The sequence below is a fragment of the Ensifer sp. genome (assembly GCF_035999185.1).
In the GTDB taxonomy this organism is placed as follows: Bacteria; Pseudomonadota; Alphaproteobacteria; order Rhizobiales; family Rhizobiaceae; genus Ensifer.
Genome location: NZ_DASYHB010000056.1, coordinates 18161 through 36201, shown reverse-complemented (window position 1 = coordinate 36201; position 18041 = coordinate 18161). Strand labels below are relative to the sequence as shown.

Annotated in this window: 11 protein-coding genes; 5 read left to right on the top strand and 6 right to left on the bottom strand. The window is 63.8% G+C overall.

What is annotated here, in order from left to right:
* Positions 1–83 precede the first annotated feature (83 nt).
* Positions 84–905 (bottom strand): IclR family transcriptional regulator, encoded by an 822-nt coding sequence (locus VGO04_RS05860; protein WP_327495040.1) that lies wholly within the window; start codon positions 903–905, stop codon positions 84–86.
* A 170-nt stretch (positions 906–1075) separates the two neighbouring features.
* Here VGO04_RS05860 and gcl point away from each other — a divergent pair, with 170 nt between their 5' ends.
* The 4 genes from gcl to VGO04_RS05840 all read left to right on the top strand — a co-directional run bounded on the left by gcl (position 1076) and on the right by VGO04_RS05840 (position 6093).
* On the top strand, positions 1076–2860 hold the full coding sequence (gene gcl, locus VGO04_RS05855) for a glyoxylate carboligase (RefSeq protein WP_327495022.1): 1785 nt from the start codon (positions 1076–1078) through the stop codon (positions 2858–2860).
* A gap of 77 nt (positions 2861–2937) precedes the next feature.
* The gene (hyi, locus tag VGO04_RS05850; protein WP_327495021.1) at positions 2938–3753 is read left to right on the top strand and encodes a hydroxypyruvate isomerase; all 816 of its coding nucleotides are present in this window, start codon (positions 2938–2940) and stop codon (positions 3751–3753) included.
* 5 nt (positions 3754–3758) lie between these two features.
* Positions 3759–4643: a 2-hydroxy-3-oxopropionate reductase gene (glxR, locus tag VGO04_RS05845; RefSeq protein ID WP_327495020.1), complete on the top strand. Its 885-nt coding sequence runs from the start codon at positions 3759–3761 to the stop codon at positions 4641–4643.
* Positions 4644–4824: 181 nt separating this feature from the next.
* Entirely contained in the window at positions 4825–6093 is a 1269-nt protein-coding gene (locus VGO04_RS05840) for a glycerate kinase (protein ID WP_327495019.1), read from the top strand.
* 9 nt (positions 6094–6102) lie between these two features.
* Here VGO04_RS05840 and hpaH read toward each other — a convergent pair whose 3' ends face one another.
* From hpaH to VGO04_RS05825, 3 genes are all read right to left on the bottom strand, one after another.
* A complete protein-coding gene (hpaH, locus tag VGO04_RS05835; RefSeq protein ID WP_327495018.1) occupies positions 6103–6906 on the bottom strand; it encodes a 2-oxo-hept-4-ene-1,7-dioate hydratase in 804 nt (267 codons plus the stop codon).
* Positions 6907–6982: 76 nt separating this feature from the next.
* Positions 6983–7597, bottom strand: a complete 615-nt coding sequence (locus tag VGO04_RS05830; protein ID WP_327495017.1) for a LysE family translocator — start codon at positions 7595–7597, stop codon at positions 6983–6985.
* A 212-nt stretch (positions 7598–7809) separates the two neighbouring features.
* A complete protein-coding gene (locus VGO04_RS05825; protein WP_327495016.1) occupies positions 7810–8469 on the bottom strand; it encodes a response regulator transcription factor in 660 nt (219 codons plus the stop codon).
* Positions 8470–8600: 131 nt separating this feature from the next.
* Here VGO04_RS05825 and VGO04_RS05820 point away from each other — a divergent pair, with 131 nt between their 5' ends.
* Complete coding sequence (locus tag VGO04_RS05820; RefSeq protein WP_327495015.1) at positions 8601–10334, top strand: ATP-binding protein; 1734 nt, start codon at positions 8601–8603, stop codon at positions 10332–10334.
* Here VGO04_RS05820 and pbpC read toward each other — a convergent pair.
* Positions 10324–12405, bottom strand: a complete 2082-nt coding sequence (gene pbpC / locus VGO04_RS05815) for a penicillin-binding protein 1C (RefSeq protein WP_327495014.1) — start codon at positions 12403–12405, stop codon at positions 10324–10326. The two genes, VGO04_RS05820 and pbpC, sit on opposite strands and share 11 nt — an antisense overlap.
* An 8-nt stretch (positions 12406–12413) precedes the next feature.
* Positions 12414–17864 (bottom strand): alpha-2-macroglobulin family protein, encoded by a 5451-nt coding sequence (locus VGO04_RS05810; protein ID WP_327495039.1) that lies wholly within the window; start codon positions 17862–17864, stop codon positions 12414–12416.
* Between the last annotated feature and the right edge of the window lie 177 nt (positions 17865–18041).

Genomic DNA, 18041 nt, shown 5'->3' with positions numbered 1-18041 from the left:
CGCAAAACCGGAAACGGCATGCGAGCCCAAATTCTCAAGACGCCGCGTGTCCCCTGGCTGCGCGGCGTTTGCTTTCGACGGGTCTACAGGTCTTCGGGTCGTTTGCCGCCCATCGCCTTGGTGAGCGCATCGGCGCGTTCCCGCACGATCGGGCCGAAGGTCGATAGCTTGTCGTCGTTGACGCGCACCGACGGGCCTGAAATCGAAATGCCGGCGATCGTCTCGCCGTATTCGTTGAAGATCGGGGCCGCGACGCAGCGCATGCCGAGCGTGTGTTCCTCATCGTCGACCGACCAGCCGCGATGACGGATTTCCTGGATGTCCTTCAAGAGCGCCGGCAGCGTGTCGCGGGTCTTGTCGGTGAAGTGGGCGAGCTCACGACCGCCGAGGAGCTGGGCGATCTCCTTGTCCGACCAAGTGGAAAGGATCGCCTTGCCAATGCCCGATGCATGCACCGGACCACGGCGGCCGGGGCGGAAGAAGGCGCGCATCGGCGCGTGGCTCTCGACCTGCGAGATGAAGACGACGTCGCCGCCTTCCTCGATGCCGATATTGGCGGTCTCGCCGCTTTCCTCCATCAGCCCCTTGAGGAAGGGGCGGCTGATGGTGCCGAGCTTGCGGAAGCGCAGATAGGCGTTGCCGATCTCGAAGGCCTTGAGGCCGACGGTCCAGGCGCCGGTATCCGGATCGTTCATCACCATGCCGTGTCCGGCAAGCGTCGTCAGCAACCGGTGTACGGTCGATGGTGCCATGCCGGTCTCATCGGCAAGCTGGGTCAGGGTCGAGCCGTCGCCCTCAGCCACGACCGTCAACAGCGCAAGGCTTCGATCAAGCACCTGGACGGATGAAGGGGCGGCGTTCTCGCCCGCCTTGCGTCCACGTTTTCCCCTGCCGTTGCCGTCCATAAAGCCTCGCTGCAAATCACATCTCTCGCCCATCATCCTCTATCAGCCCACGCAGTGATTTTCTCCGAATTATTGAAAATCTTTATTTCCACATGATGGAAATGATTTCCATTTGCGTGTTGCCAATCGAGATGGATGGATTATGTTTTCAGGAAATTGGAGGAGTTCCCATGGCTAAAATGCGTGCCGTTGATGCGGCTGTTATTGTTCTGGAGAAGGAAGGCATCGACTGTGCCTTCGGCGTGCCTGGCGCTGCCATCAACCCGTTCTATTCGGCGCTGAAGGCGCGCGGTTCCGTCCGCCACATCCTGGCGCGCCACGTCGAGGGTGCCTCGCACATGGCGGAAGGCTACACCCGCGCCAAGCACGGCAATATCGGCGTCTGCATCGGCACGTCCGGTCCTGCCGGCACCGACATGATCACCGGCCTCTATTCGGCCTCGGCAGATTCGATCCCGATCCTCTGCATCACCGGCCAGGCGCCGCGCGCCCGCCTCGACAAGGAAGACTTCCAGGCGGTCGATATCGCCAAGATCGCAGCACCCGTTACCAAGTGGGCGGTCACGGTCATGGAGCCGGCACTCGTTCCCTTCGTCTTCCAGAAGGCGTTCCACATCATGCGCTCGGGCCGTCCCGGCCCGGTTCTGATCGACCTGCCGGTCGACGTTCAGCTCGCCGAGATCGAGTTCGATCCGGACACCTACCAGCCGCTTGAGGCCTACAAGCCGAAGGCGACCCGCGCCCAGGCCGAGAAGGCGATCGCGATGCTCAACGAAGCGGAGCGGCCGCTGATCGTCGCCGGTGGCGGCATCATCAACGCCGATGCCTCCGATCTGCTCACCGAATTTGCCGAGATCACCGGCATCCCGGTCATCCCGACGCTGATGGGCTGGGGCACGATCCCGGACGACCATCCGCTGATGGCCGGCATGTGCGGGTTGCAGACCTCGCACCGCTACGGCAACGCAAACATGCTCGCCTCCGACTTCGTTCTCGGCGTCGGCAACCGCTGGGCCAATCGCCATACCGGCAACGTCCCGACCTATACGGAAGGCCGCAAGTTCGTTCACGTCGACATCGAGCCGACCCAGATCGGCCGCGTCTTTGCGCCTGACTTCGGTATCGTCTCGGATGCCGGCGCTGCGCTGAAACTGTTCCTCGATGTTGCGACCGAATGGAAGACGGCGGGCAAGCTGCGCGACTGGTCCGGCTGGGCCGAAGAGTGCCGCGAGCGCAAGCGCACCATGCTGCGCAAGACGCATTTCGACCAGACGCCGCTCAAGCCGCAGCGCGTTTATGAGGAGATGAACAAGGCTTTCGGCCGCGACACCTGCTACGTCTCGACCATCGGTCTCAGCCAGATCGCCGGCGCCCAGTTCCTGCACGTCTACAAGCCGCGCAACTGGATCAATTGCGGCCAGGCCGGCCCGCTCGGCTGGACCCTGCCGGCAGCCCTCGGTGTTCGCGCCGCCGATCCTGACCGGACGATCGTGGCACTCTCGGGCGACTACGACTTCCAGTTCCTGATCGAGGAACTGGCGGTCGGTGCCCAGCACAAGCTGCCTTACCTGCACGTGGTCGTGAACAATTCCTACCTCGGCCTCATCCGCCAGGCACAGCGCGGCCTCAACATGGACTTCGAGGTCAGTCTCGCCTTCGACAACATCAATGCGTCGGGCGATGCGGAGAAGGGCTACGGCGTCGACCACGTCGCGGTTGCCGAAGGTCTCGGCTGCAAGGCGATCCGGGTGCGCAGCCCGAACGAGTTCCAGGAAGCCTTCGACCGGGCACGGGCGCTCATGGACGAGCACCAGGTTCCCGTCGTCATCGAGTTCATTCTCGAGCGCGTCACCAACATCTCGATGGGCGCCGACATCAACGCCGTCGTCGAGTTCGAGGAACTGGCGCTGCGTGGCGAGGACGTACCGACCGCGATCACGGCCCTGCTCGACTAAGGCCCAACTGACTAGGCGGTGCGGGCGATCCGTTGCCCGCATCCCGTCCAAGGATAAATACAAGGAGGAAACATCGCATGGCGAAGTTCGCTGCGAACCTGACAATGCTGTTCAACGAGGTGCCGTTCCTCGACCGTTTCGCCCTTGCTGCCAAGGCCGGTTTCGAAGGCGTGGAATATCTGTTTCCCTATGAGTTCGAAAAGGTGAGCCTGCGCGCCGAACTTCAGCGTTTCGGCCTGACCCAGGTTCTGCACAACCTGCCGGCCGGCAACTGGGCCAGCGGCGAGCGCGGAATCGCCATCCTGCCGGATCGCGTCGACGAATTCCGCAAGGGTGTTGCCAGCGCCATCGACTATGCGACAGCGCTCGATTGCAAGCAGGTGAACTGCCTCGTCGGCATTGCGCCCCATGGCCTCTCGGAAAAGGTGCTGCGCGATACGCTCGTCACCAACCTCAAGCTTGCCGCGAGCGAGCTCGGCAAGCAGGGCATCCGCCTCTTGATCGAGCCAATCAACGACTTCGATATCCCCGGCTTCTATCTGAACACGGTGGAGCAGGCGGCCTCGATTATCGAGGAAGTGGGCAGCGACAACCTGTTCATCCAGTACGACCTCTATCATCAGCAGCGCACCCAGGGCGAACTGATCGGCACCTACAAGCGCTTCGCCGATCGCATCGTTCACGTGCAGCTCGCCGACAATCCGGGTCGTAACGAACCGGGCACCGGCGAGATCAACTATCCCTTCGTCTTCGACGCGCTGGAAGCGGCCGGCTACGACGGCTGGATCGGTTGCGAATACAAGCCGCGCACCACGACGGCCGACGGCCTCGGCTGGCTCGGCGCCGAGCGCCAGCGCACCCAATCCGCAGACATCATCAAGATCAGGAGCTAAGCACCATGGCAACAATCGGTTTCATTGGACTGGGTATCATGGGTACGCCGATGGCGCGCCACCTGCAGGACGCCGGCCACACCATCGTCACCTCGAAATTCGTCATCCCGCCGCGCCAGGAACTGCTGGACAACGGTCTGAAGTTCGTCGAGACGCCGAAGGCGCTCGCCGAGGCCGTCGACACCATCATCCTGATGCTGCCCGACACACCCGAAGTTAAGGACGTTCTTTTCGGCGAAAACGGCGTTGCCTACGGCCTTTCCAAGGGCAAGCTGGTCATCGACATGAGCTCGATCTCGCCGATCGAAACCAAGGAATTCGCAAAGAAGGTTCGTGAGACCGGCGCCGAATACATCGACGCCCCGGTCTCGGGCGGCGAAGTCGGCGCGAAGAACGCTTCGCTGTCGATCATGGCTGGCGGCGCACAGGAAAGCTTCGACCGCGCCCTGCCGCTGCTGAAGCTGATGGGCAAGAACATCACGCTGGTCGGTGATTGCGGCGATGGCCAGGTCACCAAGGTTGCCAACCAGATCATCGTCGCGCTGACGATCGAAGCGGTTTCCGAAGCGCTCGTCTTTGCATCCAAGGCGGGTGCCGATCCGGCCCGCGTCCGCGAAGCGCTGATGGGCGGCTTTGCCTCCTCGCGCATTCTCGAGGTTCACGGCGAGCGCATGATCAAGCGAACCTTCGACCCGGGCTTCCGCATCTCGCTGCACCAGAAGGACCTGAACCTGGCGCTCCAGGGCGCAAAGTCGCTCGGCATCTCGCTGCCGAACACGGCTGCGACCCAGGAGCTCTTCAACAACTGCGCCGCTAATGGCGACAGCGGTCTTGACCACTCCGGTCTCGTCCGCGCGCTGGAGCGTATGGCGAACCACCAGGTCGCCTGAGCCTCCAGCGAGCGCAGCAATGCACATGACCCGTCCGGCATCCCATTGTTTTGGCTGGTCATGTGTCCGGGCGGCGGTTGGAGGAACCGCCGCCCGAGACTTTCATGTGGTTCCAGCGACGTGATGGAACTATGGATGAGGGTGGCGTATCCGATGGATGCGACATGCCAAGGGGAGATCAATGCCAGCCATCAACGACCCACGCCGGTTCCTTGAAACCCTGTTCACGTCTGCCGTTGCCGCAGCTGATCCTGAAAAGGTGATTGCCGCCAATTTGCCGGAACGGCCGAAGGGGCGAACCGTCGTCGTGGGTGCTGGCAAAGGTGCCGCGCAGATGGCGGCCGCCTTCGAGCGTCATTGGGACGGTCCGCTTTCTGGCGTGGTCGTCACCCGCTACGGCTATGCTGCTCCTTGCGAGCGCATCGAAGTTCTGGAAGCTTCGCATCCGCTGCCGGATGAAAACGGCATGCAGGCGTCGAAGCGGCTGCTCGCCGAGGTTAGCGGCTTGACGAAGGACGATCTTGTCGTGGCGCTGGTCTGCGGTGGTGGCTCGGCGCTCCTGCCTTCGCCTCCGCCCGGCCTGTCCCTGGAAGACGAGATCGCCGTCAACAGGGCGCTGCTTGCCTCCGGCGCACCCATCAGCGCCATGAACGCCGTGCGCAAGCACGTTTCTATGATCAAGGGCGGCAGGCTCGCCGCCGCCGCCTATCCGGCGAAGGTTGTCTCGCTGATCGTTTCCGATATCCCGGGCGATGATCCGGCGCTGGTCGCATCCGGCCCGACGCTTGCCGACGCCAGCACGCGCGAAGACGCGCTGACGCTGATTGAACGCTACGGTTTGGATTTGCCGACGAACGTCATGGCCTGGATCCGTAGCGCTGATAGTGCTGCCCCGTCGCCTGACGATCCGCGCTATTCGCGAAATGAAGTTCGTCTGATCGCATCTGCTTCCGTCTCGCTGGAAGCGGCAGCTGAGCAGGCACGCGCAGCTGGCATCGAGGCGATCATTCTCTCCGACGCGATCGAAGGCGAGGCGCGCGACGTCGGCGGTGTCCACGCGGCGATCGCCCGCGAAGTCGCCGGCCGCGGACGCCCATTCACGAAGCCCGTCGTCGTGCTCTCCGGCGGAGAGACAACCGTGACGATCCGCGGCAAAGGCAAGGGCGGCCGCAACAGCGAATTCCTGCTGGCACTGGCGCTCGGCATCGATGGTGCGAAGGGCGTCTCGGCGCTTGCTGCTGATACCGACGGCATCGACGGGTCGGAGGACAATGCCGGCGCATTTGCCGACGATACGACGATCGCCCGGCTTGCGGCACAGCGTCTGGACGCGGCGGGTCTGCTGCAGAAGAACGACAGCTGGACGGCCTTCGACGCGCTCGGCGATCTCTTCAAGCCCGGCCCGACCGGCACCAACGTCAACGATTTCCGCGCTATCCTGGTGCAGTAGGCGCGCGCCTCACGCGAAGTGGCAACTCACTGAGCCATAGGCGCCGAAATCGGCGACGATCGTGTCGCCGTTTTTGGCCTCGACCGTGCGGATGAACGAACCCGAAAGCACGATCTGGCCCGGCTCGATCGCGTCGCCGCACTGCGCCAGACGGTTGGCAAGCCAGGCGATGCCGCGCGCCGGATGATTGAGGACACCGGCTGCAAGCCCTGTCTCCTCGATCACCGCGTTGCGCGAGACGATCGCACCCATCCAGCGCATGTCGACGGTATCCGGACGCACGGCACGGCCGCCGAGAATGAGGCCGCCATTGGCGGCATTGTCGGAGATTGCATCGACGATGGTGCGCGCCTTCTTGGTTTTTGGGTCGGAGCGCAAGATGCGGGTGTCGAGGATCTCGAGTGCCGGCATCACATAGTCTGTCGCATTCAGCACCTGCACGATGTTGACCCTCGGCCCCTTGAGGCCAGACTTCATGACGAAGGCGATTTCCGCTTCGACGCGCGGCTGGATGAAGCGATCGGCCGGAACCGTTGCGCCATCGTCGAACAGCATATTGTCGAAGAGGACGCCGGAATCGGGGGTGTCGATGCCAAGCGCCTGCTGCATCGCGTTGGAGGTCAGGCCGATCTTCCAGCCGATGATCCGGTGGCCTTCGTCACGTTTGCGCCTGACCCAGGCCGCCTGCACCGCATAGGCATCGTCGACCGTCATGTCCGGGTGCTTAAGCGACAGCAGCCCGATCTGTTTGCGGTCGTGCTCTGCCTGATGCAGGCTTTCGGCGGCTTTGGCAATCTCCGTTGCATTGAGCATGGTCCGACCCCTCCACTCCAGCGTGTCATACGATACACCATGGCCGTTCCGTCGGCACGGGTCGTCTTCGGGCGTCTCAGATCGGCTGGCTTGCCAGCATCAGGCCGAGGCCGATGAGGATGGAGCCGCAGGCGCGCGGAACCAGACGGTTTGCGTTGCCCGCGAAACGTCCGAGCGTGAGGCTTGCAAGCAGCACCGCCGCAACGTCGGCGATCGACAAGGCAAGGTTCACCAGAAGACCGAACATCAGGAACTGCAGGGATACCGGCATCGATGCGGCGGGATCGACGAACTGCGGCAGGAAGGTCACGAAGAACAGGGCCGTCTTGGGGTTGAGAATTTCGACGACGATACTGTCGCGAAGGACGCCGGGGTTCACCGCGTCCGAATGGGCGGCATGTTTTCCGGTCCCCAGCAACATGGTCGCTCCAAGCCAGACAAGGTAGACCGCGCCGCAGAGCTTGATTGCGGCATAAAGAAGCGGCGCGTGCTGCAGCAGCGCCGCAAGCCCCAGGGCCGCCGCGGCGATATGCACGTAGCAGCCGATGTGGATCCCAAGTGCGGCGAGGAAGCCCGCCTTGCGACCGTGAGCAAGCGTTTGGGCCGTCATGTAGAGAATGGCAGGTCCCGGTATGCAGGCAAAGATCGCCGTGGCAAGCGCAAACGATATCCAGTGCTCGATCGAGGGCATGGCGGATCCTCCAGAGTTTCACGGGCACCGTCCGGCGGACGGCGTTGCACCTCGACGCATCGAGATCAGGCCCGGTTTCGGCAGGAGAACTACGCTTGGTTGTAGGCGTGCGATATACGGCAGGTGCCGTATTTCGAAGCGACAGTGCGCTCGCCTATGCTCAGGTGGTTAAGGGAGTGTGACCGTCGAGACGTGGAGAGCGCATGGCCGTGTCAGGAGACCGGCAGGCCGATACGCACCGCGTAGGCGGCGATTTCAGCTGCGCTGTGCAGGCTCAGCTTGCGCATCAGATTTTCGCGATGCTTGCGCGCCGTCAGCGGGCTGATGCCGAGACGGTCAGCGGTTTCGCGTGCCGTCAGGCCTTGCGCCGCGAGAGAAAGGATCTGCATTTCGCGCCGGGTGAGAGGAATGGGAGAAAGGGCGGCATCGGCTGCAGGAGGATCCCGCTGCCGATCGGGTTCGCTGACGGCGAAGCGGACGGCGTGGCTGAGATAAACCTCGCCTCTCGCCACCGCGTCGAACGCCGCATCGAGTTCGGAGGGATCGCCGCTCTTGGTCAGGTAACCGCAGGCACCGGCTTCGATCGTCGCGCGCACGGTTCGTGGCTCGACATTGGCGGTCAGCACCAGGATTTTCGTTCGCGGCGCGATCGCTCTGAGCTCCGTGATGAACTGCACGCCCGCGACCCCCGGCATGCCGAGATCGAGAAGGATGAGGTCAGCGCCACCGGCGCGGGCCAGGCCTGCAAGTGCCTCGCCGTCAGCAGCCTCCGCAACCACCGATACATGCGCCATCGTCGAAAGCAGCAGCTTCAGGCCTTCCCGAACGATGGCGTGGTCGTCCGCCACGATGATCGTCAGCGGTTTACGCATGTGAGAAACCCTTTATGTCATTCTGCAATTCTGCAGAGTTAGAGCGCCAAACCAGGAGAGGAAGAACAGTGGAGACTCGCGAGAATTTGCAGCCTCTCTTGATAGACCTTTTATTTCGCCAATCATACGCGGTGCTGTTCGCGAATTTCGCTATTCCACTGCCGGTTGCCTACGTGCTGCGGGAATGGGTGCCCGAAAACCTGCTGCTGGCGTGGATCGCCGCCCTCTATGTCCTGACGGCCGCGCGCATCTTTATCGATTGGCGATACCGCCTTGAACCCGTGGCGCGGCGAAACCGGGATTGGAGACGTTGGGCGTGGCGCTTCACCCTGCTTTCCTGGGCCTCGAGCGGCCTGTGGGGAGCGCTTGGTTGGTTTGCCTTCCAACCGGACGAGCCGCAAACACTCGCCTTCATCTGCATCGTCATCACCGGTATTGCGAGCGGAGCAGTGCCTTCGCTGTCGGCCTTTCCGCTCGCCTATGCCGGATCGCTTTTGGCGATGCTGCTGCCTTTTGCGGTACGTTGCTTCATTGGCGATGGACCGATCTACGATACCTACCTGGTCTTCACCATCTGCCTCTTCGGCGTCGATCTCTATTACAGCCGGGTGACGCATCGCACGCTTGCCGAGACCGTGCGGCTGCGTTTCGAGAACCTGTCCTTGATCGGTGATCTCAAGGAAGAGCGCGACAAGGCGCAAAGCGCCGATCGTGCCAAATCTCGCTTTCTGGCCGCCGCCAGCCACGACTTGCGCCAGCCGATCCACGCGCTCGGCCTTTTCATCTCGACGCTTGGAGTGCTTGGCCGAAACGGAGACGTGCCGGCCAAGAGCGCGCGTGATCTTGCCGAGCGCGCACGCTCGGTCATTGGCAGCCTCGGCGGTCTCCTGGACGCGTTGCTCGACATTTCCAAACTCGACGCCGGTGTCGTGACCGTCACACGCGAGCCGCTGGCGCTCAGGCGCGTGTTCTCCGATCTCAGGGTGGCGTTCTCCGGCATCGCCAAAGGGCAGGGGCTGGAGTGGCGTGTCGTCATGACGGACATCTGGGTCGACACGGACCCGATGATGTTGAAGCGCATCCTCGACAACCTCGTTTCAAATGCGTTCCGCTACACGCCGACCGGTACCGTGATGATCGGATGCCGGCGTCGCGGTCTGACCGTGGAGGTGCAGGTCTGGGACACGGGCGTCGGCATCCCCGTCGCCGAACAGGAGGCGATCTTCGAGGAGTTCGTGCAGCTTCGCAACCCGACGCGCGACCGAGCCCAGGGGCTTGGCCTTGGTCTCGCGATCGTCCAGCGGACTGCGCAGCTGCTCGGTCACCCCATCCAGGTTGTCTCGACGGAAGGACGCGGCTCGATGTTCTCGATCACGCTGCCGGTGACGGCGCCGGTCGCATCGCCGCGGAAAGGGCGGGCGCATCCGACGCCAACGAAGCAGCAGGGCGGAATTGTCGTCATTGACGACGAGCCCGACGCGATGGACGCGACGGCGCTGCTGCTGCGCACGCTCGGATATCGCGTCTATGCGGGCGGTTCGGCCGCCGCCGCTCGCCACGCGCACACGAAAGCGGCGCGCCGGGGCGAAGCACCGGTCGACATGGTCGTCACGGACTACCATCTGCGCGACGGACAGACCGGTATCGATGCCGTCCGGGAAATCACCACATATCTCGGTCGTGAGGTGCCGGTCCTGATCCTGTCTGGCGATACCTCCTCCGCCCGGCTGAAGCAGGTGAACGCAAGTGGCCTTCGCCTGTTGCACAAGCCGCTTGACGCTGCGCGCCTGGAAGAGGAGATCGCGGCGGCGCTCAAGGGAAAGAATGGCAGTCCCTTGCCCGATGAGAGTATCGCTACTCTATGAAGACGCCGACGCTTGCAGCGCGCCCGACCGCGTCGATGACGGTCAGCGTCGAATAGCCGACACCATCCGGTTGCCATTGCGTCACGCGCCTGCGCGTGAGTTCTGGCAGCGGCTTGCCATTGGCGAGCCAACGGAAGGGTGCGCGGCCGCCCTGCAGCTTGAGGGTTAGCGGCGAGAGCGCCTGATGGTCCGCACGAAGTTCGACGCGCGCACCCTCTGGCGGAAAAACGATCTGCGGTGCCGGTTCGCGCGCCGAGGCGTTGACGAGACCGCTCGCGGTCAGCGAGAAACGGCGCTGGCTGACAGGCAGTTCGGCCTGCGAGATGCGGATGGCGCCAGCCGGTGCGTCGGGCAGAGGCGTGATGCCGAAACCGGACTTGGCAAAGCCTTCGAAGAGAATGGGCGCGGCGCTGCCGTAACCGGTGAGGCCCGGTACGGCACCATTGTCGGGCCGCCCGACCCAGACGCCGAGCACATGGCGGCCGTCATAGCCGACCGACCACGCATCGCGATAGCCGTAGCTGGTGCCGGTTTTATAGGCGATGCCGCGCTGGCGGCTTCCCGTCGGCGGCAGAACGCCGGAGAGAGCATCGGATACGTTCCAGACGGCGACCGGAGACAACAGCGGTTCAGCCTCGATCAGCCCGGCCTTACCATCGATGCCGTCACCCAAGCTTAAAGGAAAGCCGCGATTGGCAAGCGCTGCGTAGAGTTGGACGAGATCGCGCAGCGAAAGCCCGACACCGCCAAGGCCGATCGCAAGCCCTGGCGCTTCGCCAACGGGCAGCGCCGGCTTCACTTCGCCGCGGCGAAACCGCATCATCAGCTCTGACGGGCCGACCGCGTCGAGCAGACGGATCGCCGGCACGTTCAGGGACAATTGCAGCGCCTCGCGCACGCTGACGTCGCCCTGGTAGCTCATGTCGAAGTTGCGTGGACGATAGCCGAAAAAGTCCGCCGGCCGATCCTCGATGATCGTTTCCTGGCTGACGAGCCCTTCCTCGAAGGCAAGGCCATAGATGAACGGTTTTAGGGTTGAACCAGGGGAGCGCGTGATGCGCGTCATGTCGATCCAGCCGGAGCGGCTCGCGTCGAAATAGTCGGCCGATCCGACCGACGCGACGATCTCGCCGGTCCGGGCATCGGCCATCACCATGGCGACCGAAACCTTCGGCCCGAGCTTGATCGCGCCGTCGCGCGCGACGGCCTCGAGATTGCGCTGCACGGCGAGGCGCAGGGTGGTCTGATGCCGAACGGATTTCGGGTCCTTGCGGAGCGCCCGCTCGGCGAGATGGGCGGCATGGGACGGAAGCTGCAGGCGACGTGACGGCACCGGCGTCGCAATGGCGCGTTCGGCCTCGCCGTCTCCGATGACGTTAGCGACCGCAAGGCGCGAAAGGACCCGCTCTCGGGCGGCAACGGCGGCCGCATGGTTGCGATCCGGCCGACGCTTTTCCGGCAGTTGCGGCAATGCCACCAGCAGTGCCGCTTCGCCGGCGGTCAGCCGCTTCGGCTCCTTGCCGAGCCAGGCAAGGCTTGCAGCGCGCACGCCCTCGATGTTGCCGCCATAGGGCGCGTGGGTGAGATAGAGGTTGAGGATCTGGTCCTTCGAAAGCCGCCGCTCGATCTGGATCGCGCGGGCGATTTGCAGCAGCTTCGCGGTCACAGAGCGCTGCTGGCGGGGTTCGATCAGCCGGGCGACCTGCATGGAGAGGGTCGAGGCGCCGGAGACGATGCGGCCGTTGCTGACGAACTGCAGCGCGGCACGACCGAGCGCCAGAAGATCGACGCCGGAATGCTCCTCGAAGCGTTGATCCTCATAGGCGATCAGCATCTTCAGGAACTGCGGATCGACATCGTCGACCGTCGTCTTCAGCCGCCACAAACCGTCCGGCGTGGCGAAGGCGCGCAACAGTTGCCCATTGGCATCGTCCACTTCGCGCGAGACGACATCAGCCTCCGCGAGTGGCGGCGGGAAGGCCTCGTCGGCCTTCTCGATCGCAAAGCCCGTCAGCCCCGTCAGCAGCAGGCAGACGGGCAAGGCGATCAGCAGTTTGCGCCCAATCGACATGATCTTGCCTATTGTGCGGCGAGCACCTCCATGCGCCCGGTGGCCGTGCGGGCCGAAAGCTGCGGCCGGTACATATCCTCGACCGTGGCGGCCGGATGATCATAGGTGCCCGGCGTTACCGCGCGCACGACATAGGCCAGCGTGACCTCGCGGCCGGCGCCCGTGCTGCGGTCGAGTGCTGCGACGAAGCGGTCGTTGCGGAACTCCGTGTGGGTCGCGGTAATCTCGCCGAGCCATTCGAAGTTGCTGAGCTGGGCGCTGTCGACGAGGCTCGGATTGTCGATCTGGAAACCGGCCGGCAAGAGGTCGGTGACGAGCACGCGCGACGGCCAGTCGTTGGCTTCCGTCATCTTCAGGACGACGACATAGCGCTCGTTCTGTCGTGCCTCCATGACGTTCGCCTCGGCGCCATCGAGCGTGTAGTAGGTGCGCTCGATGGTGAAGCCGTCGCCGCCGGCCGAAAGTGGCTGGGCGGGTGCCGCAACCGTCGTGACGACGGCCGAGACCGGGTCGGCGCCCTGGTTGCGGATCACGACCGGATGGGTCATCAGCGCATCACCGGTCATCTGGGCGGCGTAGCTGCCGGTCTTCGATGCGCCGTTGACGTCGAGCGCCATGTCCTCGTCGCCGTTCTGGATGGCGCGGGCGGCAAGCAGCATCCACGCCTGTTCCTGGGTGCTGGTGTAGGTCTTCTGCTCCCATTCGCGCGCGACGATCTTTGACAGTTCCGGAACAATCGGTGGGACTGGGCGGCTTTCGGCGGCAAGTGCCAGCACGGCCGCATTGTCACGCAGGGACGAGCCGTAGTCGGAGCGCGACAGGCTGACATTGACAAGACCGGTCGACATGTTCGCCGCCTTGGCAAAGGTGTCCTGCGACCCCTGCGCATCGCCGTAAAGCGCCAGTGCTGCGGCGATGTGGGCCTTGGCGAGCGGCGTCGGGAAATCGTCGATGACCGTGTTGGCGTAATAGCGAAGATCGTTGATCGCGGCCTTGCGGTTGCGCGCGAGCACATAGAGCCCGTAGGCGATCTCGTTGCCGCGATCCCTAACATTGGTGTCGTAGCCGACGCCGTTCTGCAGGTTTTCGAGCGCCTGGACCATGGCAGCCTCCGGCACGTCGTATTTTTGCTCGCGGGCGCGGGTCAGGAAGTCGGTGACATAGGCGTCGAGCCAGAGGTCGCCGTAGCCTGGACCCCAGAGGCCGAAGCTGCCGGACGAAGACTGGTAGGAGAGCACGCGATAAATCGCCTCCTGCACTCGCTTGGTCACGCCATCGTCATCGGCGAGACCCGATTGCTTGGCGAGTTCGCTCAAGTAGAGCAGCGGCAATGCGCGGCTCGTCGTCTGCTCGGCGCAGCCATAGGGGTAGCGGTCAAGCGTCATCAAGAGCGCCGGCATGTCGAAAGCCGCCGACCGCGTCACGCTGAGGTTGAGCGAAGCGCCCTGAAGGATGCTGTCTGCCAGCAACTGGCCATCGACAGTCAGGCTGCTTCCGGGCGCGATCGAAACGACTTGCCGCTGCGTGACCGGCAGGGTCGCCGGACGCACGAGCATGTCGAGCGACTGTTCCAGCGAAAGGCCGTTGGCGCCGGTGAGGGCCACCGTGACGACCCCGTTTCCGGGGTACTGACCGACGACGGGCAGAGTGATGGAGGACCGGCCGCCCTGTTCCAGGGTTACCGTGTTGCCCGTGCCCGGTTGTTCGACAGTGGCCGGGCCGCTGGTCGTCACGTGGATCTGATAGTCGCCGGCCGGCGCGTCGGTGTTGGCGATCTCGAGCCTCAATTCCGAGCGGTCTCCCGGTGCCAGGAATCGCGGCAGGCTGGCGGTGACGACGACAGGATCTCGGATCACCACGTCGCGCGTGGCGTGACCGACGCCGGATTTCGTCCAGGCGACGGCCATCAGGCGCGCTGTGCCGTTGAATTGCGGAATATCGAAGCTGACGGTCGCCTTGCCCTCAGTATCAAGCTTCACGGGGCCTTCGAAGAAGGCGACAAGCTTCTCCGTGGGCGGGCTGCCCTGAAGGGCCGCCTGTCCGCCGTCGCCACCGGTGCGCAGACGCCCGGTTGCACCGAGCGAGCCGTCGATCAGCCGGCCGTAGAGGTCGCGGATCTCAAGCCCGAGCTGTCGCTGACCGAAGTACCAGGCCTCCGGATCGGGCGCCTCGTAGCGGGTGAGGTTGAGAATGCCGACATCGACAGCCGCAAGCGTCACATAGGCTTCCTCGTTGGCACCGGCGCCAGCGACCTGGAGGCCGATCTCGAGTGGTTGGCGCGGTTCCATCTTTTCAGGCGCGTTCAGCGTCACCGCAAGCTTGCGCTCGGCCGGATCGACGGAGAGCCATTTGATGCCGATCGAGCGCATCGGCATGCGGCTTTCCTGTGCATCGCCGGGCCTGTAGAGCGTGGCGGTGACATAGGCGCCCGCACCCCAGGCATCGGTGACCGGCAGTTCGACTTCGCCGCCTTCGGCGGCGATCGACGCGGTCGTCGTCGTGATCAGGTTCTCAGTGCCAACGGTGACCAGCAGTTCGCCGGCAAAGCGCGGCGAAACCTTCAGCTTGGCCGTGTCGCCGGCGGCGTATTTCTCCTTGTCGAGCGCGATTTCCAGGCCGTCAGGCGTTTCCGTCGAGGTGGCAGCCACGTACCAGCCGGCATCGAATTCGACACTGGAGGTCGGCCCATCGACTGCCGCCGTCTCGACTTCGAGGCGATAGCGACCCCAGCCAACCGGAACGGAAATCTCAGCCCCGTCTTCCGTCAGGTCGACGCTGCCGTTTGCCACCTGCTTGGTGGTGACCACTGGCTCGTATTTCCAGGCGCTGCCGTCGCGGTACCAATGATAGTTCCGCTCGACGCTGATCAGCTTCCAAAGAGCGCCGGGCATGGCGATCTTGGCGCCGGCCGGATCGACGGCGATGACGCGGAATTTGCCGATGGAGTTTTCTGCCAGTTCCCCTTCGAATTCGGGCTTGATGCCGAGCATCGGGCCTTCGGCCCGCACCGGTAGCTTCAGCGAGCGCTCGACGGCGCGGCCGCCGGCCTCGCGCATGCGGACGGTTACGGTCGCGTCGAGCAGCTGCGTGGTCGCGGGCACTTCGTCGATGAGAACGTCGAAGGTCGATTTGCCTTCCTCGTCGAGGGCCGAAAGCTCTTCGAGCGGCAGGCGCGTGTCTTCACTTGCTTCCTCGTCGGCGAGACCAAAGGAATAGCCCTTGAAGGCAGCGTTTTCGCGTGTCGGCTTGATCGTCACTTCGCCTTCGAGTTCGAGGCCGGCAGCCGGCGCGCCATAGAGATAGCGCCCGTCCACAGCCACGCTTGCATTTTCGCCGACGGTGATTTCCTTGGCGTCGCTCGTGAGGTCGAACTCGGTGCGATCGGGAACGAAGTCGTCGACCAGGAACTGTTTCTCGCCGATTGCCGGGGACTTCGGGTCGGTGAAGATCTGCATCGTCCAGGTGCCGCGCATGGCGTTCGCCTGGGTGTCGAGATCGAGCGTGTGGCCGCCAAGCTCGCCGCCGGGGCTGGTCATGCGGCGATACTCGACGCCGTCCGGCCGCAGGAAGACGAAGGTGAGCGGCAGGTTCTCGATCGCCATGCCGTCGACGTCGCGGGCAAGCGCTGCCGCATGCACGGTTTCACCGGCGCGATAGATGCCGCGTTCGGTCCAGGCGAGAATATCGATGGCACCCGGTGCGGCACGGCCTGTGACCCCCCGGTCGGAAAGATCGAAGCCGGCGCGGCTCATGTCGAGGAAGACGTAGTCGTCTTCACCCTTCTTGGCGGTGATGACCGCGGGCGTCAGGCCGGACGTCCCGCGCATCAGGCCGGCGGTGAAGGTGACGCGACCGTCGCCGTCGCTCGTCGCGGTGCCGAGGATTTCGTTGTTCTTGGCGACGAGCTGCAGTTCGACGCCTTCGATCGGTTCGGCCGAGGCAAGCGAGCGGACGAAGACGTTCAAACCGTCTGTGCCGGCATACGTGGAGATGCCGATGTCGGAGACGACGAACCATTGCGTCGCGCGGGCATCCCACTCCTGGCTGATGCCGGTGGTCGGGGCCGCGGTCAGGACATAGACGCCGGGCTTACGCTGAGGCAGCGCCTCGTCGACCGGGAAGCTGGTGACGACTTCCTTGTTGACGTCACGCGTAATGTCGATCGTGCCCTGCCAGACCAGTTCGCCACTTTCGTCCTCGATGCGCTGGGCGCTGTAGCCGTCAAGCTGCGTCAGGAACTGCGAGTTCTGCAAGACCTGGGCGATGCTGCGGTCGCCGATGCGATAGAGCTTGAGCTTGGCGCTATCAGTGTTGACCGAAACGATCGGGATGCCGCGGCGCGCGGTTGACGGCAGCACGAAGCTGTCGCCGGTGAAGCGCACCATCTGGGCGCGGTCTGCGACATAGATGTCGAGATTGACAGGTGCTTCAAGCACTTCCTCGACGGTCGAGGGTAGGCCTGTGCGAAGCGTCAGCTTGTAGCGCTCGCCGTGCGAAAGCCCCTCTATGCAGATCTGGTCGCCCTTGGCTTCCAGCGCCTTCGGCGCGGCGCCGTTGACGGTGACGAACGAGGCGTAGTCGGCGCCGCTTTTCAGCAGTTGTTCGGAGAACTGCACACAGGCACGTGGGGTTGCAGCGTCCGAATCGATCGTGTGTTCGACAACGCGGAAGCCCTTGCGCTGCTTGAGATCGAGATAGGCCGCCTCGACGGACTTTGCTTTCACCAGCTCCAGGCTTGCCTTGTAGGCATCCAGCGCGGCGCGGAAGTTCTCAGCGCCTTCGAGCGACTTGGCCATGACAGCAAGCGCATGCGCCCGGCTCTCTGCGGTGCGGGTGAGCTCATAGCCGTTGATCGCTGCGATCGCCGCCTGGATCGACACACTCGAATTGTTGGTGATGCGGTTGGCCGTGCGTGCGGCCTCCAACCAGAGTTCGGCGTCGTCGGGCGAGATCGCGAGTGCCCCCTGGAACGCCTTCAGCGCATTCTCGATGTTGCCCATGCCGGCCTGGCCACGCGCCATGTCGATCAGCGTATTGAGACCCATGCCCTGCTGGTCGTCTGCAAGCGCGAGGTTTGCCTTGGTGGTGCGGGCATCCTGCAGAAGTTGATCCGACAGGAATTTCAAACGCGGCGGCGCGCCGATATCCGTTGTCGTTGCTTGTGGCTGCACGACCTTGCCGGCAATCGCGCCCGGGAAGGTGTTCAATTGGTTATAATCGGACTTGAGGAAGCACCATTTCACCTTGGGATTGTAGGTGAAGGCACGGCAGGACTGGTCATCGATGCAGGTCTGTTGGCATTCGTCGAGTGAGACGTTCTGTTCGGTCCTGAGGTCGAAGCCGAAGTAATCACCATCCTTGGTGATCTCGACCTGCCGACCGCTCTGCTGGGCGGCGGCGGGACTTCCGATGGTCAGAAGGGACAAAAGCAGGGTGGAAAGGCCGAAAAACGCGCGCACAGACATCAAGTCCTCCCAACGCAGCCGGTCTCGATAGGGGCTTCACTTTTCAGGCTTCCGCAGCACTTGTCAACCAAGGAGAAGTCAAGGCCGGGCGCAATTTCAGCGGGTGTCCTGCTGGCAAAAGCGAAGAATCGATCGCGAGTGATAGATAATAAAACGGTATTTAAATCAAAC

Coding starts and splice junctions, on each gene's coding strand:
- VGO04_RS05860 (WP_327495040.1), bottom strand. CDS start 905: ATGGACGGCAACGGCAGGGGAAAACGTGGACGCAAGGCGGGCGAGAAC.
- gcl (WP_327495022.1), top strand. CDS start 1,076: ATGGCTAAAATGCGTGCCGTTGATGCGGCTGTTATTGTTCTGGAGAAG.
- hyi (WP_327495021.1), top strand. CDS start 2,938: ATGGCGAAGTTCGCTGCGAACCTGACAATGCTGTTCAACGAGGTGCCG.
- glxR (WP_327495020.1), top strand. CDS start 3,759: ATGGCAACAATCGGTTTCATTGGACTGGGTATCATGGGTACGCCGATG.
- VGO04_RS05840 (WP_327495019.1), top strand. CDS start 4,825: ATGCCAGCCATCAACGACCCACGCCGGTTCCTTGAAACCCTGTTCACG.
- hpaH (WP_327495018.1), bottom strand. CDS start 6,906: ATGCTCAATGCAACGGAGATTGCCAAAGCCGCCGAAAGCCTGCATCAG.
- VGO04_RS05830 (WP_327495017.1), bottom strand. CDS start 7,597: ATGCCCTCGATCGAGCACTGGATATCGTTTGCGCTTGCCACGGCGATC.
- VGO04_RS05825 (WP_327495016.1), bottom strand. CDS start 8,469: ATGCGTAAACCGCTGACGATCATCGTGGCGGACGACCACGCCATCGTT.
- pbpC (WP_327495014.1), bottom strand. CDS start 12,405: ATGTCGATTGGGCGCAAACTGCTGATCGCCTTGCCCGTCTGCCTGCTG.